The sequence below is a fragment of the Roseibium sp. HPY-6 genome (assembly GCF_040530035.1).
Classification (GTDB): Bacteria; Pseudomonadota; Alphaproteobacteria; order Rhizobiales; family Stappiaceae; genus Roseibium.
This window is the reverse complement of the sequence record NZ_JBEWCD010000001.1, coordinates 1,374,143-1,394,461: the sequence shown is the minus strand read 5'-3', so window position 1 is coordinate 1,394,461 and position 20,319 is coordinate 1,374,143. Positions and strand designations below refer to the sequence as shown.

General features: G+C 58.0%; 17 protein-coding genes and 1 pseudogene. 4 read left to right on the top strand and 14 right to left on the bottom strand.

Annotated features, from left to right (window positions below; translation table 11 throughout):
• Window positions 1-129 precede the first annotated feature (129 nt).
• The 5 genes from ABVF61_RS06615 to ABVF61_RS06595 all read right to left on the bottom strand — a co-directional run bounded on the left by ABVF61_RS06615 (window position 130) and on the right by ABVF61_RS06595 (window position 6,208).
• Window positions 130-1,086, bottom strand: coding sequence for a TAXI family TRAP transporter solute-binding subunit (locus ABVF61_RS06615; protein WP_353992727.1), 957 nt, complete (start codon window positions 1,084-1,086; stop codon window positions 130-132).
• Window positions 1,087-1,258: 172 nt separating this feature from the next.
• Window positions 1,259-1,837 (bottom strand): thymidine kinase, encoded by a 579-nt coding sequence (locus ABVF61_RS06610; protein ID WP_353992726.1) that lies wholly within the window; start codon window positions 1,835-1,837, stop codon window positions 1,259-1,261.
• Between the two features lie 103 nt (window positions 1,838-1,940).
• Window positions 1,941-3,041: an endonuclease/exonuclease/phosphatase family protein gene (locus ABVF61_RS06605; RefSeq protein WP_353992725.1), complete on the bottom strand. Its 1,101-nt coding sequence runs from the start codon at window positions 3,039-3,041 to the stop codon at window positions 1,941-1,943.
• 90 nt (window positions 3,042-3,131) lie between these two features.
• Window positions 3,132-5,114 carry an excinuclease ABC subunit UvrC gene (gene uvrC / locus ABVF61_RS06600; protein WP_353992724.1) on the bottom strand — a complete coding sequence of 661 codons (1,983 nt, stop codon included), beginning with the start codon at window positions 5,112-5,114 and terminating at the stop codon, window positions 3,132-3,134.
• Window positions 5,115-5,194: 80 nt separating this feature from the next.
• Window positions 5,195-6,208 carry a calcium/sodium antiporter gene (locus ABVF61_RS06595; protein ID WP_353992723.1) on the bottom strand — a complete coding sequence of 338 codons (1,014 nt, stop codon included), beginning with the start codon at window positions 6,206-6,208 and terminating at the stop codon, window positions 5,195-5,197.
• Between the two features lie 347 nt (window positions 6,209-6,555).
• On the opposite strand from ABVF61_RS06595, the gene ABVF61_RS06590 reads away from it, so the two are divergent.
• From ABVF61_RS06590 to ABVF61_RS06580, 3 genes are all read left to right on the top strand, one after another.
• The gene (locus ABVF61_RS06590) at window positions 6,556-7,224 is read left to right on the top strand and encodes an outer membrane protein (RefSeq protein WP_353992722.1); all 669 of its coding nucleotides are present in this window, start codon (window positions 6,556-6,558) and stop codon (window positions 7,222-7,224) included.
• A gap of 181 nt (window positions 7,225-7,405) precedes the next feature.
• Window positions 7,406-8,908, top strand: coding sequence for an efflux RND transporter periplasmic adaptor subunit (locus tag ABVF61_RS06585; RefSeq protein WP_353992721.1), 1,503 nt, complete (start codon window positions 7,406-7,408; stop codon window positions 8,906-8,908).
• Window positions 8,909-8,940: 32 nt separating this feature from the next.
• Window positions 8,941-12,135, top strand: coding sequence for an efflux RND transporter permease subunit (locus tag ABVF61_RS06580; RefSeq protein WP_353992720.1), 3,195 nt, complete (start codon window positions 8,941-8,943; stop codon window positions 12,133-12,135).
• Window positions 12,136-12,205: 70 nt separating this feature from the next.
• Here ABVF61_RS06580 and ABVF61_RS06575 read toward each other — a convergent pair whose 3' ends face one another.
• From ABVF61_RS06575 to ABVF61_RS06545, 7 genes and pseudogenes are all read right to left on the bottom strand, one after another.
• Window positions 12,206-12,856 (bottom strand): glutathione S-transferase family protein, encoded by a 651-nt coding sequence (locus tag ABVF61_RS06575; RefSeq protein ID WP_353992719.1) that lies wholly within the window; start codon window positions 12,854-12,856, stop codon window positions 12,206-12,208.
• A gap of 56 nt (window positions 12,857-12,912) precedes the next feature.
• The gene (locus tag ABVF61_RS06570) at window positions 12,913-13,563 is read right to left on the bottom strand and encodes a ribonuclease T2 family protein (RefSeq protein WP_353992718.1); all 651 of its coding nucleotides are present in this window, start codon (window positions 13,561-13,563) and stop codon (window positions 12,913-12,915) included.
• Window positions 13,564-13,576: 13 nt separating this feature from the next.
• The gene (locus ABVF61_RS06565) at window positions 13,577-14,023 is read right to left on the bottom strand and encodes a cytoplasmic protein (protein WP_353992717.1); all 447 of its coding nucleotides are present in this window, start codon (window positions 14,021-14,023) and stop codon (window positions 13,577-13,579) included.
• A 97-nt stretch (window positions 14,024-14,120) separates the two neighbouring features.
• Complete coding sequence (locus ABVF61_RS06560) at window positions 14,121-14,969, bottom strand: 23S rRNA (adenine(2030)-N(6))-methyltransferase RlmJ (protein WP_353992716.1); 849 nt, start codon at window positions 14,967-14,969, stop codon at window positions 14,121-14,123.
• A 10-nt stretch (window positions 14,970-14,979) separates the two neighbouring features.
• The gene (locus ABVF61_RS06555) at window positions 14,980-15,504 is read right to left on the bottom strand and encodes a GNAT family N-acetyltransferase (RefSeq protein ID WP_353992715.1); all 525 of its coding nucleotides are present in this window, start codon (window positions 15,502-15,504) and stop codon (window positions 14,980-14,982) included.
• Between the two features lie 203 nt (window positions 15,505-15,707).
• A pseudogene (locus ABVF61_RS06550) lies at window positions 15,708-15,908 on the bottom strand (cold-shock protein); the annotation flags it as partial.
• A gap of 785 nt (window positions 15,909-16,693) precedes the next feature.
• Complete coding sequence (locus tag ABVF61_RS06545) at window positions 16,694-17,791, bottom strand: DUF1176 domain-containing protein (protein ID WP_353992714.1); 1,098 nt, start codon at window positions 17,789-17,791, stop codon at window positions 16,694-16,696.
• A 194-nt stretch (window positions 17,792-17,985) separates the two neighbouring features.
• Here ABVF61_RS06545 and ABVF61_RS06540 point away from each other — a divergent pair, with 194 nt between their 5' ends.
• Window positions 17,986-18,633 carry an MBL fold metallo-hydrolase gene (locus ABVF61_RS06540; RefSeq protein ID WP_353992713.1) on the top strand — a complete coding sequence of 216 codons (648 nt, stop codon included), beginning with the start codon at window positions 17,986-17,988 and terminating at the stop codon, window positions 18,631-18,633.
• 57 nt (window positions 18,634-18,690) lie between these two features.
• On the opposite strand, the gene ABVF61_RS06535 is transcribed toward ABVF61_RS06540, so the two are convergent.
• Entirely contained in the window at window positions 18,691-19,632 is a 942-nt protein-coding gene (locus ABVF61_RS06535) for a DUF1402 family protein (protein WP_502949948.1), read from the bottom strand.
• Window positions 19,633-19,942: 310 nt separating this feature from the next.
• Entirely contained in the window at window positions 19,943-20,293 is a 351-nt protein-coding gene (locus ABVF61_RS06530; protein ID WP_353992711.1) for a DUF6665 family protein, read from the bottom strand.
• Between the last annotated feature and the right edge of the window lie 26 nt (window positions 20,294-20,319).

The window sequence follows — 20,319 nt, the reverse complement described above, 5'->3', positions numbered from 1 at the left end:
CATCGTCCTTTGTGTGCGGAACGGGCGTATGAAACGGAGAACCGCATCACCGCCGATACGGTGATGCGGGTTTTTAGGAAAAGTCGGGATCACCGCGTGCGCGGCGACCGGCAAGGTTTGAACGACTGTTTACTGCTGCTCGGGTGTCAGCTCATAACCCGCTTCCTGGTAATAGCGGATGGCGCCAGGATGGATCTTGCCGGTGATGTTGCTCATGAGGCCCTTGTCGACACCATTCCACCACGGCGCTGCGTCGCCCATTGCAGCTTTCTGTTCCCAATAGGTTTTGGTGAGTTCATAGGCCGCGTCGTCGCTCATTGCCGTGGTCGTGAAGGCGACAACAGGCAGTGAAGTGGTGACGATGTCCTCGGTCTGACCGGCATAAGTTCCGCCAGGAATGACAAGGCGCGTGCGTTTGGTCTCGGCGATCTGATCATCGCTTAGAGAGATAACCTTTACGCCCGTTGAAGCAGCGGCCTCAATCACATTGGGTGCCGGAAATGATCCGGCTGTAACAAATCCGTCGATCTGCCCATTCTTAAGCGCTGCGACCGCGTTGGAAAGCTCGACTTCCGCCAATTCAACCTTGCCTTCCAGACCGAACAGCTTGAGATATTTTTCGCCTTCTCTGGCTCCGAACGAACCCTTGCCCAAAAGAATGGTCTTGCCTTCCATCCCGGCAAAATCGGTAACGCCGCTATCTTCCGACATCACAAAGTGCATCGTCAGCGAGGGGATCGGGAAGAGCGCCCTGATCTCGTCGAACTTGGGATCGGACTTGCCCTCGAACATTGCCTTGCCGCCCTGGGCGAGCTTGACCAGTACCGGCGGCGTCGTGAACACATAGTCACCGCCACGGGCTCTTGCTTCCATGACGTTTTGCACGGAGCCTTGGCTTTCTTCCACCGTGACGATGATGTCACCGTCGGATCCGGCCTTCATGGCCTCCGCGATCTGAACCGCCATCTGATAGTAAGATGATGTCGATTTGGCGGATTTGTAGGTGATGCGGGTTTCCGCTGCCGCCAGGCCGGAGCCGAGCCCGGCCGCAACCGCGAGGGCCAGTGTAAGAACCGTTCTTTTCATCATTTCCTCCCAAAGACTTTGTTTGTGCGTCGGCCTTTCGGCCATCCGGTACTTCGAAACTTGCCGCACAAGAACGGTACGGCTTGAGAATCTTTTTAGGCGGCGGGAGGTGCCGCATCAAGGAAAGACTGTTGCTTGATCAGATAGCTGTCGGGTTGCAGCTGCATGGGTGTCAGGCGAGCTCGCGGCGGCTCCAGTGTTTGCGGCACAAGGATACGTAGGTTTCGTTGCCGCCGATGACGACCTGATCGCCTTCTTCCACAATGCGCCCGTTGGCATCGAGACGCGCAACCATGGTGGCTTTGCGGCCGCACCAGCAGATCGTCTTGATTTCTTTCAGGTTGTCAGCGATCGCGAGGAGGGTGGCGCTTCCGGGAAAGAGTTTTCCCTGAAAATCGGTTCGCAAGCCGAAGCACATCACCGGTATGCGCAACTGGTCAGCGACATTTGCCAGTTGCCAGGCCTGTTCTTCCGTTAGGAACTGCGCTTCATCAACCAGGACCGCGTCGACCTGCGTCTGTTCATGCGCGGACTTTATGTGATCGAAGACATTGTCTTCAGCTGTGAAGATATCGGCATCGGCGGCCAACCCGATCCTGGACGCGATGCGGCCCTTGCCGCCCCTATCATCGAAGGCGGCGATGAGCAGAAGCGCATTCATGCCGCGTTCCCGGTAGTTGTAGGCCGCCTGCAAAAGCACAGTCGACTTGCCGGCATTCATTGAGGAGTAGTTGAAATAAAGCTTGGCCATTCTGACAGTCGAAGAATCGGTGTTGGATCGGGTGCAGTTTTTCGAATAGCAGCGCCCGGCTCAAACACTTTTGAAGCTAAGTCACAGGCAATACTCAATTCGCTTAATGAACAGGCAGCTGAAGGTCGACGATCAAGGGCAAATGATCGGAACCTATATCCGGCCCCGTCCTGACACCGAGGATCTTGATGTCATCAGAAACCGCAAACTGGTCGACAGGGGAGCCGAGGATCCAGTGGAGGCGGTAGTCGAAGAAAAACCGTGTTGTTCTGGGCCATCCACCGGGATAGGCGGTCTTCAGCCCGTTTCTTGAAAGTGTCCGCTGGAAGCGTGCTGACCAGGGCGCGCTGTTCCAGTCGCCGATTACAAGGAGTGGACCGTTTCCGGTTTCACTCAAATTCCCGATGATTTCGTCCGCCTTATCGAAATACTGGCGCTTGTTGAGCCAGCGAACGTGATTTCTCGGGCTGTCCGGGTGAACCGACAGAAGATTGAGGGATGTTTTACCCGTGTCCAACCTGACCAGCAGCAATTCCCTGTCCGGATCGTGAATAACGCTTGCGGTATCATGGAGTTCGCCGGGGACGATCGTCGAGCGCTCCCTTTGGATTGGGAAAGCCGAATAGACCACGAGACTTTCGGAAGCGCCGACTTCGACATGATCCGGATAGCCGGTTTCACCGAGCCCTCCGACCGGGCGCTCCAGTCTTTCCCAGCGACGCACCTGCAGTCCCCACAGGGCTTCCTGGATCACGATGATGTCCGGCTGCTCCTTTTCGAGAAAGCTGGTCAGGCGTTTGTCGCCAAGAAACATACGTTCGACGTTGATCGAAGCGACCTTGATCGTCCTGGTGCCGGGTGCATGGGCATCAATTGCTGCAGTGTTTTCAAGCGTTCTTGCTACCGTCAGACCACCAAGCGCAAGAAACGCGAGAAGCGCGAAAAACCAGACCGTCCTGTAGATCAGACGCAGCCTGTGCGGCATCAAGAGCCCGAGAGCTCCGGCGGTGCAGCCGAGCAGACCGGCGCCAAGAAACTGCCGCAGGAAGAAGCTCATGTTATCGGTGAACCAGAAGTCCGGCGCAGCAAATGCCGAAAGGCCCAAGAGGCAGAACCCAAGCGCACCAAGCGACCCGCACCAGCACACGAGCGAGGCAAGTGTTGGAAAAAGTTGCCGGATTGGACGGGTGACAAAGGCGAGCATGCAACAAATCAGGTAAGAGCTATTGCACCTGCCATAGCATAGATTTTCCAGGGTGTGTGCGGCGTAAACCGATCTGGCCCATCAATCGCGCTATTCATGAAAATGATCGTAAACAAGCTTCGCGATGGCTTCCGAGATGCCCGGGACGGCTGCAAGGTCATCAACACCTGCCTTGGAAACGGCTTTGGCAGTGCCGAAATGGCGCAAAAGTGCCTTTTTGCGTGTTGGGCCCACACCGGCGATTTCGTCAAGAGGGTTCTTGACGATGTCTTTCTTGCGCCGCGCCCTGTGGCTTCCGATTGCAAACCGGTGTGCCTCATCGCGCAGACGCTGAACGAAGTAAAGCACCGGATCGCGTTCCGGCAGCATGAAGGACTGTCTTCCGGGGATGAAGAACTTCTCACGTCCCGCATCCCTATCAGGCCCTTTTGCAATTCCAACCAGCGGCACATCGGTAATGCCGAGCGTTTCAAGCGTTTCTCTTGCCGCTGTGAGTTGGCCCTGTCCGCCGTCAATCAGCACGAGATCAGGCCAGGCCGGCATGTCGGATGATATGGCTGCAGATGTATCTTCACCTGCGCTCTCCTCCGACACCTCGTGCGCTTCAGCGCTCGCAGCGGGTTTTTCGTCGCGCGCGTTTTCTTTCAAAAGGCGCGAAAAGCGCCGCGTCAGAACCTCACGCATCATGCCGTAGTCGTCGCCGGGAACAAGGTCTTCCGACTTGATGTTAAACTTGCGGTATTGGCCCTTTGCGAAACCTTCAATTCCCGCAACGATCATGCCGCCCACGGCATTCGTCCCCATGATGTGGGAGTTGTCGTAGACCTCGATCCGGCGCGGCACCGCCGGTAAGTCGAATGCCTCTCCGACACCTTTCAAGAGGCGGGCCTGGCTTGAGGTTTCGGCGAGCCGGCGCCCGAGCGCTTCCCGCGCATTGGTGAGCGCATGGTCGACCAGCTCTTTCTTTTCCCCGCGCTTAGGTACGCTCACGTCGACCTTGCGGCCGGTCCTTTCGCTCAAGGCCTCGGACAAGAGATCCTGTTCCGCCAGTGCGTGCGTCAGCAGGATCTGCTTAGGGGCGGGTTTGTCGTCATAGAACTGGGCAAGGAAACTCTCCAGAACCTCCGCCTCGTCGAGCGACTTGTCGGCCTTTGGAAAGTAGGCGCGGTTGCCCCAGTTCTGACCGGTCCGAAAGAAGAAGACCTGAACACAGGTCTGACCGCCTTCCTGATGAACGGCAAACACATCAGCTTCCTGAACGGATTGCGGGTTGATGCCCTGATGCGCCTGAACATGCGACAAGGCCGACAGCCTGTCGCGGTAGATAGCGGCACGTTCGAACTCCAGGTCGGCGGACGCGGCTTCCATCTGTTGCGCGAGCTGTTTCTTGATCAGCTGGCTGCGCCCGGACAAGAAAGCCTTGGCTTCGGAGACCAGACCCGCGTAGTCCTCGGGGTCGATTTCACCGGTGCAGGGGCCCGCGCATCTCTTGATCTGATACTGGAGGCAAGGACGCGAGCGGTTCTCATAGTAGCTGTCGGAACAGGTTCTGATCAGAAAGGCCTTCTGAAGCGCGTTGATCGTTCTGTCGACGGCACCTGCGGATGCAAACGGACCGAAATACTCGCCTTTGCGTTTCCGCGCACCACGGTGCTTCACGATTGCCGGGGACTCGTGATCGCCCGTTACAAGAATGTACGGAAATGATTTGTCGTCTCTGAGCAGAACGTTGAAACGCGGCCTGAGGCGCTTGATCAGATTGGCTTCCAGCAGGAGCGCTTCCGGTTCTGTCTTGGTAACGACAAATTCCATCGCTGCCGTCGCCAGGATCATGCGCATGATCCTGTTCGACTGACCCTGAAGCCGGGTGTAGCTGGTAACCCGTTTCTTGAGGCTTCTGGCCTTGCCGACGTAAAGCACTTCACCGTTTTCATCCAACATCCGGTAGACGCCCGGACCGTTGGGCAAACGCTTGACCTCGTTGGCAATGACATCGACGCCCCTCGGCGCGGGCGTCGCTGTTTGCGCGCCGTCGTCTTCAGCGTCTATTCGGGAATCGGAAGGGTCCTGCATGACAGGTATTTAAGCGCAATCACCTGTTTGGGGAAGGGGCTCTCGAGAGAGCTTCTGTCACGCCGTTTCACCGGGAGCGATCAGCTGACATTCCCGAGCAGATAGACCGTTGTTATGTAGAGAAAATAGGCTGCCGTCATCGCCAGTCCCGAGATCTTGCCGAGGCAGATCCGGCAAGCCGCAAGGATGGTCAGCAGGATCGCACAGGCCAGCATCACCCAGATATCGAGTTTCAGCACTTCCGGCGGAACATCGATCGGCACGACGACCGCCGTGATGCCAATGATCGCGAGCAGGTTGAAAATATTTGAACCGATGACGTTTCCGATGGCGACCGCACCGTGCTGGCGGACCGCGGCCATGACTGTTGTGGCCAATTCCGGGAGAGAGGTGCCGAGGGCAATGACCGTGAGGCCGATCACGGCTTCGCTCACACCCCAATGGGAGGCGATGTCGGTCGCACCTGAAATGGTGAAATGCGCGCCGAGGGGAAGTCCGACCAGACCGAGCGCGATATAGACGAGGGCAATCCAGACGGAATCGGGAACATCTTCGACATCATCCAACGTGTCGTCCGTGTCGATTTCCGCGTCAGCGACCGCCGCGCCCGCAGCCGATGCAGTGATTGCCTTTTGTTCTTTGCGATGGCGGCGCGCGGTGATCGTCGACGCGCCGAGAAAGAGGGCAAGAAGGACCAGAAGCACCAGACCGGCGTAGAGGCCGATTGGTGTAAAGAAGCAAAGACCGATGAACACAAGCGTGACGGCAACCATAAACATGGCATTGCGTGTTGCGCCATCTTCCCCACAAGGGGTTGCGGCTATCAGCGCCGGCATGCCGAGGACCAGAAGGACGTTGGCAATGTTCGAACCGATGACGTTGCCGATGGCAATTCCGCCTGCATCTTCCAGGGCGGCCTTGAGGGAAATGACGAGTTCCGGTGCGGATGTGCCGAACGCCACGATCGTCAGACCGATCACCAGATTTGGAATGCCAAGCCGCTGCGCAACCCCAACAGAGCCCCTGACCAAGACATCGCCGGCAATAATCAGCACAACCAATCCGCCTGCGAGGCTAATATAGTCAAACAGCATCTAAGAGTTCCGGTTCGGGTTTTTTGCGGTTTGCACGCACAGAGTTCGGGGGGAGCACGCAAATCAGTTGGGCGCCTTATACGCAATAGATTGGTACGGGGAAACCCGGGGACAAGCATCTTTGTTCGAAGGTTATTGCAAAATGCGATTCCCTTAACGGCAGGTTCACCTTGACAGATTGTTGCCCCGTTTTGTCACCAAAACTCCCAAATCTGACGCCTGATCCGCCACAAACGCTCCCCATATGTCGTCTTCGGGGGAGTGAGGACGCGACCTAACAGTCGGTCCTGGCTGACCAAACACCTTGGCCAGCTCAGTATGAATAATGTGGATCTGGAGTATCATTCATGAAACGTCTTGTGCTTGCAGGCCTTGCAGTGACTGTCGCAACAGCGGGTGCCGCACCGGTACTGGCTGCGGATTTGCCCCAGTCGCCCGCGCCGGCTTTTGAGGCCGTTCCGGCTCAGCAGCAGACCATCGACTGGACCGGGCTTTACGTTGGTGGCAACCTTGGCTGGGCATTCGGGAACTTTGACAATCGCGTCGGAGGCACCGACATTGACACGGACACCAACGGTGTCGCAGGTGGTCTTTATACCGGTTACAACTTTCAGGTGACCCCGAATGTTGTACTCGGTGCGGAGGCGGACTTCACACTGTCCGATCTGGAAGACACCAAGTCGGCCGGCGGGCAGACAATCACGTCCAAGTCAGACTGGAACTCCAACATCCGTGCGCGGATCGGTTACAGCTTCGACCGGTATCTCGTCTATGGCGCCGGTGGTCTTGCTTTGGCAGACCTTGAAGTTTCCGGTAACGGCGACTCCGACAGCAAAACTGCGGTCGGCTGGACGCTCGGCGTCGGTGGTGAGGCACTTGTCACCAACAATGTCACCGCGCGTCTCGACTATGCCTATCAGGATTTCGGAGACCAGGACTTCAATCTGAATGGAACCGGTGTGACGTCCGATTTCAGCAACCAGCTGGTCCGCTTTGGCGTCGGCTACAAGTTCTGACGTTTCGCAAGGCTGATTTCAAAAGACCGGTCCCGAGAGGGGCCGGTTTTTTGTTACAAGTGGATACAAGCTTTTGTGAAAATTACCGCACATCCATGGTAAAACATGATGTTAGCGCTACATGCGATGTCAAATCATGGCGCTTTGGCATGCTTGCGCTGCAAAGTGATTGGAGAGGTGAATGCGGTTTTTGATGCGCGGACTGGTCGGTCTGGCATTAATGGCAATCATGATCGGTTTCGCCGGTTTTGGCGCCTACAGGTTCTACGGCGCGATGTCAGTCGAAGAAACCGCACGCCAGCGGCCTGCGCGTGAACGCAGCTATACGGTCAACGTTGCCGAGCTGACACCGCAATCGGTTGCCCCTGTGACAACGGCTTATGGGCAGATCGAAAGCTGGCGCACGTTGCAGCTGAGGGCAAGTTCGGAAGGCCGGCTCGTCGATGTTGCAAGCAAGTTTCGGGACGGCGCGGCCGTTGCCGAAGGTGAGCTTCTCTTAAGGATCGATCCGGCGAATGCCGAATTCCAGTATCTGGACGCCGAGGCGGCGCTCGCGGATGCGGAAGCCCAGAAAACCGAGGCGGAAGAGGCCGTCATTGTTGCAGAACAGGAACTGGTGGCCGCTCGGCGCCAGTTGAGCTTGCGCCGTCAGGCGCTTGAGCGTCAGCTGCAACTGAAAGACAAGGGCTATTCGACGGCAGTGCAGGTCGAGGGCGAAGAGTTGGCGGTTGCCTCCCTCGAACAGGCGTTGAACAACCGACTGCAATCCGTAATCACTGCGCGCAAACGCATTGAACGCATGGATCTTAGCGTACAGCGGGCCCAGCTCGCGCTTGAAGATGCGGAACGCGTTCTTGACGAGACAACGCTCACCGCACCCTTTTATGGGTATCTGGCAGAAGTCGACGCGACCCTCGGGCGCCGCGTCAGCCCTTCGGAAACACTGGCGCTTCTTATCGATCCGTCGGCGTTGGAGGTGAGGTTTGCACTCTCTACGGCCGAGTTTTCAAGACTGTTGGACACGAGCGGCAAGCTTATCAAGGCACCCGTTTCCGTCACCCTTCAACTCGGCGGACGCTCCGTGGAAGTTCCGGGGCGCGTCGACCGGGCTGCGGCGATCGTAGGTGAAGGAGAAGCCGGCAGAACGCTGTTTGCGACGCTCGACATCGAGACCGGAACGGTATTGAGGCCCGGCGATTTCGTCAGGGTCGATGTTGAGGAACCGGAATTATCCGAAATCGCGGTTGTTCCGGCAGCCGCCGTCACGGAAAACGGGCGGCTTCTGATCGTTGCCGAAGGCGATCGCATCGATGAAATCACGGCACGTGTCCTCAGGCGCGTGGGCAATGATGTTGTGCTTGCCGATGTTCCTTTTGGCACCGATTACATCAGGGAGCGACTGCCGCAGCTGGGCAAGGGATTGAAGATCACGCCGCGCCGTACTGACGACGCCGGTGATGAGAACGCCGCGCCACAAACCGCGCGGGCGCCAGACGCCGTCGCAGGACCTGCGAGCGACCTTGTTGCCCTTGAGCCTGAGCGACGCGCGGCGCTAATCGAACAGCTGAACAGTTCCAACATGCCTGAGAACCGGAAAGCCCGCCTTCTTGCGCTCTTGAACGAGCCGATGGTGCCAAAGGAACTCATTGAAAGGCTCGAACAGCGGCAAGGCCGCAAGGGCTAACCGACGCGTTGCCTGGCAACTGGAGTGAAGGAATGCGCTCTCCCGGCGGACCCAAGTTTGCCTCTTTCCTGGACTACATGGTGCGGCACCGGACGGCGGCCAACCTGCTTCTTGCCCTGATGTTGCTGGCGGGGATTGCGGCAAGCACGCAGATCCGGACCCAGTTTTTTCCCGACTTTGTCCGCGAAGAGGTGGATGTAGATGTGTCGTGGCCCGGAGCGGGCCCCGATGACCTCGACCGATCCGTCGTTGAAATTCTTGGGCCACAGCTGTTGGCGATCAACGGTGTCGATGAGGCGACGTCGGTCTCTCGCGAAGGCAACGCGTCGATCAATCTGGAATTCGAAGACGGCTGGGACATGGGCCAGGCCACCGACGAGGTGAAGGCCGCCGTTGATCAGGCACGCTCGAGCCTGCCGGATGGCATTGAGGAGCCTGTCGTCAGCCGGGGCGTTTACCGGGACCGGGTTACGGACGTCGTCATTTATGGTCCGGTCGATATCGATCAGCTGGCAAGGTTTGCCGAAGACCTGCAGACAGTTCTGTTTCGCGATGGCGTAACGCGAGTTTCGATACAGGGCCTTGCCAACCCGATCATCCGGATCAATGTCGGCGAGAGCATGCTCGTGCGCCATGATCTGACGCTGAGCGAGATTGCCGATGTGGTTTCCGCCGAGATGGAAACGACCCCCGCCGGCGATGTCAGTGGCAGCGGCGCGCGGCTCCGCACCGGTCAGACCAGGAGATCCGAACAGGAGCTTGGCGAAATCGTCCTGAAAGCGCCGAGCCAGGGCGAGAAGCTTCAATTGCGTTCCGTTGCCGACATCGTCACGGAAGGCGTGGAGAGCGGCAGGGCCTATTACCACAAGGGCATGCCTGCCGTCGTTCTGCGTGTTGACCGCAGCGCGCAGGGTGACACCATTTCCATACAAAGAGACGTTGAGCGCATAACAGCGGAGTTTCAGAAGACACTGCCCGACGGTGTTGTTGTGCAACTGACCCGCACGCGGTCTCAGAACATCATCGACCGGATGAATATCCTGATCGAGAACGGGCTTTTCGGTCTGAGCCTGGTGCTTGCATTCCTGTTCCTGTTCTTGTCCGCACGCACGGCTTTCTGGGTTGCCGCGGGCATTCCCGTTGCCATGATGGCCACGATCGGTCTCATGTATGCCTTCGGGCTGACGCTCAACATGGTGTCGGTGTTTGCACTGATTATTTGTCTCGGGATTGTCGTCGACGACGCCATTGTGGTCGGCGAACATGCCGATTTCCTTCACCGGCGCGGCTATCCTCCACCGGAAGCGGCAAGCCTTGCCGCGCGAAGAATGACGGCGCCTGTCTTCAGTGCGTCGATCACGACCCTGATCGCTTTCATCGGACTTATTGCCATTGGAGGGCGGTTCGGCACGCTGATTGCCGATATTCCCTTCACCGTCGCGGTCGTTCTTATCGCAAGCCTTGTGGAATCCTTCCTGATCCTGCCAGCGCACATGAACCACGCCCTGTCTGCCAGCAAGAAACCGCGCTGGTATGACATGCCCAACAGGGTCTTCAACAGGGGCTTTGTCTGGTTCAGGGAAACACTGTTCCGTCGGTTTATCAACTGGATCATTACGGTCCGCTACCCAGCTGTCGGTTTCGGTGTGATGGTGCTTTTGTTGTCAGTGACGCTGTTCGTTGACGGCAGCGTACGCTGGCGTTTTTTCAATGCGCCTGAGCGCTCGGTCGTCTCCGCCAGCATCGCCATGATGCCCGGCGCAGAGCGCGACGATACCAAGGCCATGATCGCCGAGATGGAGCGGGCTCTCGACGTCGTCAATGCGCGCTACGGTGAGCAATACGGGGATGAGCCGGTCCAGTTCGCGCTGTCAACGGTTGGAGGGACGGCCGGAAGGGGCCTCAGCGGCGCAGACAGCAAGGACGTTGATCAACTGGGCGGCATTTCCATTGAACTGATCGATCCGGATCTCAGACCTTATTCCGCTTTCCAGTTCATCGGCGAGTGGCGAAAGGAAATCAACCGGCCACCGCTTCTGGAGACCTTGGCTCTGCGTGGAGAGCGGTCAGGACCGGGCGGCGATGCGATCGACGTGAGGCTCTACGGAACTTCGACAGAAAACCTCAAAGCGGCTGCCGAAAGCCTGAAGCAGTCGCTTGCGCCTCTGGAGGGCGTCAGCGCGCTGGAAGACACGCTCGCCTACGACAAGCCGGAACTCAGCCTCACCCTGACGCCGCAGGGCGAGGCGCTTGGCTTCACCACCGATGACATAGCGCGGATCCTGCGCAACCGGCTAGAAGGGATCGAGGTAGCCGAATTTCCGGTCGGGCGGCGGACGGCAAAAGTGAAGGTGCTGATGCCGGAAGAAGAGACGGATTCCTCGTTCCTCTACACGACGCGTGTTCGAACAGAGACCGGCACTCATGTTTCGCTCAGCGAGATCGTTCAGATTGACAGCAGTTACGGTTTTGCATCCGTCAGACGCAGCGACGGCTTGCGCACGTTGCAGGTCAGCGGAGACGTCGCTGAAGACAGTCCGGAAGCTGCCGCACGCGTGATGATGCTCCTGCAAGACGAATTGCTTCCTCAGCTCGCCGCGGAGTTTGACGTGGAGAGCGAACTGGGCGGATTGGCCGAGCAGGAGAAATCCTTCCTTTCCGACGCGATGGTAGGGTTTGCGCTGTGCCTTGCCGGGATTTATCTCACGCTCTGCTGGATCTTTGAATCGTGGACCCGGCCGCTGATGATCATGATCATCATTCCCTTCGGTTCGATCGGGATGCTGTGGGGGCACTATATTCATGGCGTACCGTTGTCGATGTTTTCTGTCGTCGGCTTCATCGGAATGTCCGGGATCATCATCAACGACAGCATCGTTCTGGTGACGACGATCGATGAGTATGCGCGCAACCATCCCTTCCGGCAGGCTCTTATAAACGGTGTTTGTGATCGATTGAGAGCGGTGATCCTGACAACGGCAACCACTGTTTTCGGGCTCGCGCCGCTGCTGTTTGAAACCAGCCGTCAGGCACAGTTCCTGAAACCGACCGTGATCACCCTTTCCTATGGATTGGGGGTCGGTCTTTTCCTGGTCATATTGCTGGTTCCGGCTTTGCTCGCGATACAACGGGATTTTGGTCAGTCGGTCTTGAGCGGACGCCGCCTGTTGAGGGCGCGCGGACGCCGGCCCTTGCCGGGTGGTTCCGCGCAGACCCCGGACACGTAAAGGTCACTTGCCGGCGGGCACTTTTCGAAGGTGCCGCCACGGCCTAAACGTCTTCGATGCTGTTGGTCGCCTATTTCAGGTCAACCGCAGCGTCATCGGGAACGGGCGCCGCCGGTTGTTTCGTATCGGCAAAGGCCGGGACCGCAGCTTCGAACGCCTGCAGCCACGCCGCCAGCTTCGGGCAATTCGCGCGCCAGCCGTCTCCGAACCGCATGTCGAGATACCCGAGTGTACAGGCGAGCGTCAGCGAGGCCGCGTCGACATCGGCAGCTGAACCCGGGGTCGCTGGCATGTGCTGCTCGAAGTAAGCGAGACCTCGGGCCACTTTCTCACCCTGATAGGCATCCCACGCCGGGTCCCTGTAGTGGGGCTGCTTGAAGCGCTTTTCATATACGCGCAAAAGGGCTGCATCCATGATGCCGTCAGCGAGCGCCTGGTCGCGTAACACCGCAAACCTCGCTTCGCCCGCGGGAAACAGTTTGCTGCCACCTGCCAGATGATCCAGGTATTCAAGAATGACAGCGCTGTCGTAGAGGACGTCGCCATTTTCCAGGATCAGCGCCGGGATCTTCCCGAGTGGGTTTTGTCCGCGCAGGCTGTCGGCCGGGTCGGCCGTGTTGGCGTCCACAACTTCAATCCGGTCCTTAAGGCCGAGCATCACCATGGCGATTTTGATTTTGCGGCCGAAAGGCGACGGTGGCGACGAGCGAAGTTTCATCATGGTCATTCCTCCTGAAACAGAGACGACGTTTTTGGGTCGTTGAATTTTTTCGAAAGTCAGCGGGTTGGCGCAGGAATCGCAAGACTGCCGGCCCTGCAACCGGACCGGTCCACATTCCGGCAGGCTCGAAACTGCAAATCCTTGGTAAGGCAAATGCGAATTTCGTCGAACTCACCGTTTGAGCAGGTGACTGCCATTGCGTCATCGTTCAAGCCCGGGTTAGCCAGCCTAAACGCCTTTTCCACTGTCTCCGGAGACGCCTTGCCGCGTTTGTCCAATCTGGAGAATGCCCCTGGGATGGTGACTTTTTCATATGCCTGACGGGTCAAGGCAAAGTAATCGTCCGGTGACAAGCCCGAGCAGGTTCCGTGCTTGCGCCATTGATGAAAAACCAGTCCATGGCTCGGCATGATGTCTTCCATGCCCACTGCAATGCGTTTTTCAATGCGGCGAGGGCCGCTGCAGGATTGTGGGTAGCCCCGTTCATATTGCGGCCACAACCCGTGAACGACGAACCTGAACGGATCACGTACATTACATTGGTGCGGGTTCGCGCCGTCGCCTTCCTGCTTGCAGTAGGTTGGCGACCAGGACAGCGAAAGAACGTAGAAATCAAACTCGCCCGGCTCATCGGCCAGAGCAGGTAATGCAACCAGAAAACCCAGCAAGACTGCAGCCAGTGGCCAGATGCGTTTTGGAAGCGCCATCTGCCTGGAACGGTTAGTGCGGCCGCGCGGTGCTGCAGTGAGACCCGTAGACGCGCCACTTGTCGAGCGGTGACAGACATGTCTCCACATTCCAGCTGATGCCGACGAAGCCGGCATTTTCCTCAATCAGATAGTGAAGGTGCTGCTGGGAACCATCGGACATGCTCGCTTCGCCGGTGCAGTATCTGCGGGCAAGCGGGCTGACCCCGTTAACGTGAAAGGCCAGTTCGGAGATCTCCTGAATTCCGACGATCTTCCTGCCGCCGTAATAGTCAGCATATGCGCGGGCGACTGATTTTCGCACTGCCTTTTGTACCGAATTGGCAGTGCAGTCCGGCAGGCGGTTCTTGCCGCTCAGCGAAAGATAAGCGCGATTTTCCTCCGCTCCGGATGGCACGGTGAAAAACGTGCAAATGGCGAGCGCAGACAGGATCAATCGGACAAAGCGGGCAGTGTTCACGGCAAAGTCTCCGGAAGGCAGATTGTGGGAGAGACGATGGGGGAGGGATGCATTCAGGTCAAGCACCAGAGGGTTCAAAAATGGCAAGAAAATGCACTTATTCGCCAATCAGTTGTGTGACATCCCATCCGGAGCCCGGTCCCTGGTGCAAAACATCGCAGAACCAGGGCAGGATCTCACGCATCTCGGCAGCGAGCGTGTAAGGCGGATTGATGAGCGTCATGCCCGAACCAAGCATTCTTGTATCAGGGCCGCTTTTGCCGACTTTAAGCTCGATCGATAAGACGTCGCGCAGTCCGGCATCGCCGAAATGGTCGTGCATCCTGCGAATGGCGCGCGCGTCTTTCAAAGGGTACCACATCGCATAGGTCCCGCCAGTCCACTTTTTCCAGGCCTTCAGGACGGCATTCGTCATCTGTTCGAATTCGTCGGTGACTTCAAAGGCAGGGTCAATCAGGACCAGCCCGCGTTTTTCCTTGGGCGGCAGGAAACTTCCCATGGCCAGCCAACCATCGAGATGAATGGTCTTGACCTGATGGTCGCCTGAAAACCGCTCGGACAACGTCTGAAAATCTTCCGGATGCAGCTCTGTGAGTGTCATCCGGTCGTTTTTGCGCAGCAGACGCCGGGCTAGGGAAGGCGAGCCCGGATAGAGCTGCAAGTCGCCGCCGGAATTCATTGCCTTGACGGCGGCAAGCCAGGGATCAAGCAGTTCCGCGACGCGCCCGGGCATGGTCGCGGCGAGAACTTTCGCAATTCCGTCGCGCCATTCGCCGGTTTTTTGCATTTCTTCGGAAGCGAGATCGTACTGGCCGATGCCCGCATGTGTATCAAGGAGCCTGAAGGCCTTGTCCTTGCGTTGAAAATAGACAATCAAACGGGTGAGGACGGTGTGTTTCAGAACGTCGCCTATATTTCCTGCGTGATAAGCATGCCGGTAGTTCATCTTTATTTTCTCACGCTTCAGAATGGCCAGCGGCGGTATCTGCCGGACGCCTCATATAGACAACGGACTTGTCGCCGTTGTTTGCCTTGCCAACCTCCTCAAAACCAAGCCGTGAATGAAACCGCAAAGATCCCGGATTGGGGGGGCGTTCGTTGACTTCGCATAGAAAACAACGGCCGCTTGTCGCTGGATGCGAAAAGAGTGCGGCGTAAAGGGCGTCGCCAATTTTCCGGCCCCGTTGCCGGTCGTCGACCACGATCCGGTCCGTGTAGGCGAAGTTTGCGTAGCGTTCACTGAGCCAGCGATAATTCAGACTCTCATAGTCGGCGCCATCTGCGAAACAGAGAAGCAGCCCCGCCGGTTCCCCATCGACTATGGCGACAAGGCACACAAGGGCACTCTGGACCAGATCGAGCATTTCTTCGGCAGTCAACGCATTCACGGCCGGAACGGCTGAATTATTCAGGGCCAAAAGCGTGCTCAGATCTCCAGGTTGGAATGGGCGAATGCGCGGCGGCGTATTTCTGGTCGGCATCGGACAGGCGTGTCTGGGGTGTGTACGGGCTTATAGGCTGTCGCGGTCAGCCTGGATAATCAGGACAACAAAAACGGGCGCAGACAAGCCGCGCCCGGATATTCGGGGTCGTCAGCTGAAAGCCAGCTTCAATCTTATTCTTCGTCGGGAGCACCCTCTTCCGGAGCGCTCTCTTCGGGTGCGGCTTCGCCACCTTCCTCGATCACCTGAAGGTTGACCGCCTTCGGCCCTTTGCCGCGGCGATCAGGCTCGGTTTCGAACGAGATGCGTTGCCCGCTGTCAAGTGATGCAAGCCCCGACCGTTCAACAGCCGAGATATGGACGAAGACGTCTGCTTCACCCTCATCCGGGGTAATGAAGCCGAAGCCTTTGTCTGTCTTGAAGAATTTTACGGTTCCGCTCTGGCGCGGGCCGCGTTCTACGGGTGGTCCGTCGCGACGTGGCGGGCGTCCCTGACGGAAGCCGTCTCCATCGCCGCCGTCCCTGCCGCCATAGCCGCCACGGCCACCGCCGCCTCCATAGCCACCATCGCGGCCACCGCCGCCGTATCCACCGCGGCCGCCGCCGCCATAGCCACCGTCGCGGCCACCGCCGCCACCGTATCCGCCACGGCCACCGCCGCCGCCATATCCGCCGTCGCGACCACCGCCGCCGCCGTATCCGCCGTCGCGGCCACCGCCGCCGTATCCGCCGTCACGGCCACCGCTGCCATAGCCACCATCGCGTCCGCCGCCGTCACGATCGCCATATCCGCCACGGCCACCGCCGCCGTAACCGCTAGCCCTGTCGTCGCGGCCGTAGCCGCCACCAAAATCATTGTCGCGTCCGCCACGGTAGCCACCATCCCGGCCACCGCCAAAATCACCACCGTAATCGCTTCCGCCAAAATCACTGCCGAAGTCTTGCGGACCGCCAAACTCGCGCTTGCCGCCGCGCCGACCACGCGACCGCCGGTCCGAATCGCCATCGTGCATTACTGAATCACCTTAATTTCTGTGCCCCCTTCGGCACAAATCCGCCAATCTCACCCGTCTTCTCAGCCGAGTCTCCTCAGGCAGACGCACCCTGTACGCCTGTTCAACACTCTGGGATCGGGCTGAAACACACTTGCCGCATCCCTAACCAGCCGCTGCGGCACTATCATAAGGGCGTGAGGCATGAAATCGCAAGAAATTCCTTGGTCACGCCATCAATCGGTCGCATTTTTTAGCGGCCAGGTACTTGACCAATTGGACAAGTCCGGCTCGGTTCCATCGCACGTCTTGCGCGTTGCTTCTTCCAGCAACACAAGGCCTGTTCCGTTCCAGACCCAGCGGTTCCAGAGACCGCATTCTCCAACGCCGGAGCCTTTGAAGTAGCTGACCAGCTGCTCATCGGCGGGCACCCATCGTGCATTGTAAATCAGGTCGGACGCAATTGGTCCTTTGTCGGACATCCGTGCGACATGGATCTGACGTGCCGCACCGTCCTTGCCGGAAAGGATGGAGACATATGGGCTGTTGTAGGGGGTCGGGGCTCCGCAGGGCACGATATAGAGGGAATTGCTTTCGGCGAGCGGAACACGCACGGCGTTCAAGCTGGCGAAAATGGCAGGGTCTATCGCTGAGCAAAGCCGGTTGGCGGACCAGATTGCGGCAACTTCGGGGGGCAGCTGATCAGCGCTGAGAATGGGCAATGCGTGCGGTGCATCTTTGGCAGGTTCGGTTCCCGGCGACACGATGGCAGCGACGGTGCCGGTCCGATCCTGACGGTTGTCCAGCCACAAAAGGCTGGCTTTGAGGCCTTGCAACGAAACGGGCACGGATGTCGGGTCGGTCCCGGTTCCTGCCGGCAGGTGAACCGTCAGGACCTTGCCTTTCTGCATTGCTTTCAAAAGGGTAACTGCCGCAGGACCTGCAGGGTACCAGAAACCTTCGCCGCCCAGAGGGCGGAAGCCGGCAGGTGGTGTTACGGACGCCTGGGTCTCGCGCAACTGTTCGATCGGCAGTTCCTCGATCGTCGCACCGTCCACGTCGAACCGAAGTGTTCCGTCCTGAGGAAGTTCGGTGTTGGTTGTCAGGCGGATCAAGGGTTGGGCTTCGGCCTGCCAGTCTCGAACGATCCGCAGGTCCACCCAGACAGACTGGCTGCGCGTGAAAGAGGACGCGAAACAGGCTCCCGTATTGCCGCAGTCGACCGTCCACCCATCGAAATTCGGCGCAGCGCGGCCCGGTTGCGCCATGCTCACATTTGCGGCCAGTAGCGCTGTCGCGGCAGTTGTCAGGAAGGTCAGCAGTCTTAGCGTCATTTTATCCGGTTACCCGATTTTGATTGCCGTCTTCTCAGAGGCTTATACTTCTTGTACGAAATGCACGCGGCAAGGTGAAGCCGCTAAGATACAGAAAGACGACACTGGCTCGCTTTGTCCCGCATTTGTTGCCGTGTCACGCTAGCTTGTTTGAAAGGGAGACAGGTGTGTCGCAGGAAACAACAAATTCAAGTATGGAAGAGACCCCTCCGATCCAGGTCATGGTCGTCCCGGTCACGCCCTTCCAGCAAAACTGTTCCATCATCTGGGATCCGCAAACGATGCGCGGAACGGTGATCGACCCGGGCGGAGACGTGGAGCATATCCAGGAAGCGATCCGCAAGCACGACGTGAAGGTGGACAAGATTGTCCTCACACACGGCCATATCGACCACATTGGCGGTGCTGCTGACCTCGCGGCCGCGCTCGGTGTACCGGTTGAAGGGCCGCATGAAGCCGACAAACCGCTTATCGAGCGTGTCGCCGACCAGGCTGCGCAGTTCGGCGTGCCCGCAGCCAAACCCGTCTCCCCGGATCGCTGGATGGATGATGGGGACGAGGTTGAAATCGCCGGACGTACGTTCGAGGTGTTGCACTGCCCGGGCCATTCTCCCGGTCATCTGGTTTTCTTCGACAAGGAGTTGAGGTTTGCGATCTCCGGCGACGTTCTGTTCGCAGGCTCCATCGGAAGAACGGACCTGCCGCTTGCCGATCATGCGACACTGATCAAGTCCATCCATGAAAAGCTGCTTCCGCTCGGCGACGATGTTTCATTCCTGCCCGGGCATGGTCAGGCCTCCACGCTTGGGCATGAACGCCAGACAAACTCGTTTCTCACCTGACGCAGGTCAATCAGGCGCGTCGTCCCGGGTCTGAAGCAATGACGGGATTGAAACGGCTCAGAGCAAGGCGCGCAATTCGTCTATCCGGTCGTTGACCAGCCAGCCGTAATAGTTTTCGCGGGGCCAGCTCCGGCCCGTGCGGCGGAACTTGGCTGCCCGGCTCCAGGGATCGCCAAGATTGTAGAGTGTCGCCGTCAAGCCGGGGTTCTTGGAAATATCAACCTTGCCCACCGACTTGTAAGCGGCAATGGAGTCCTGAATGATCGCCGCCATGTAATGCAGCGAAATGTTGGGATCCATTGTTGCTTTGTAGACGGCCTCCGAATTGGACGCCTTCAGCTTGCGGAAGTTGCTCTGGCGCGAGACGCGATCCGTCATTTTCAGGACCGTCAGCGGGCTGAGCTGGCCAAGGCCGAAGCTTTGGCCGGCATAAAGCGGCTGGAAAAAGGCTTCGTTGAAGTTCTTTTTCGGATAGCGGACACCATCAACACGCTTGCCACGGAACTTGCTGTTCCAGACATTCTCGTAACAGGACCAGCGCCGGTCACTGCTCTTTTGAATGTGGTCTTTCCGGCATCTTTCGAATTGAGGGCGTTCCACGAATGTGTCGACGTGTTCGCCATTGAGCTCGAAGTCGATATTGATGCCGGCATACGCGAGCGCTTTGACATAATATGACTGAGCGCTGTCGAGCGTGTCGTAATTGTATGTGTGCTCGCCAACGATCGCGCCGATGATATGGATCGGATCTATGCCGTATCGGCTGGAGACGCGCTTGATGGACGACATTAGGCGACGGTCGCGTTTCAGAACCGCAAGCACCTTGTTGAACTTCGCATCATAGCTGGATTTGGAAGATGCGGTTCGCCGGGCCGAAGCATAGGGAATTTTCGGCTGGTTCTTGTAGCGATTTCCCTCGGGTACGGAGCGGACGGACTGTGCCTGCGCGGATTGCGTAAACCCAAGTGTCGGCACGGCCGGGTTAAGCAATAATCCCAGGGCCAGACAGCTGACGGTCAGTTTTGGTATTAAACTCAAGGGGCCTGTCTTCATGCACATCATTTTTTGCTCTGCGCTCGGCATTATTGTTTAACCGGGTACCGGGCAAGGACCCTTGCACCTGTCAACCTAAGCGGATACAGATAGTTCACTGAATGCAACAGTAAATAACACATACTTTGATAACCCCCCGTAAAAAGCATCGCTGTCACCGATATGCAACTGCTTCCTTTCGCTACGGCATTCCCATCAACAAAGAAGTGATTGCGGTCACAGAGATCCGTTTCCGGAATCCGGCGGCAAAAAATAATCAGCGGCCGGATCGTTTTTTGGTAAGGCTTGCCGGTCCCATGCTCAGCCTTACGGCGCTCGGAACGCCCAGATGATCATTGAATTCCCGATGCCTGCGCAAGCCGCACAATTCCCTTTGAATGGTCACATTCCAAAGGGCTTCGCCGGCTTCGGCAAATCTGTCCAGTCGAAGCTCTTCCGGCGCATCCGGATCGTTTTCGGCTTCCTTCAAAAGTTCGAGAGCTTTCTCCAGTCGCTTGATCAATCTGGAAAGGGTTGATGCCTTTTCGTTGAATATTTCCTGTTCCAGGGCTGCGGCGAGCGGATCCTTGTCGGCAGGTTTTGTAAATTGAGGCGGTCTGACCGTCATGTGTGATTTCCGCAATTGGCTTTCAT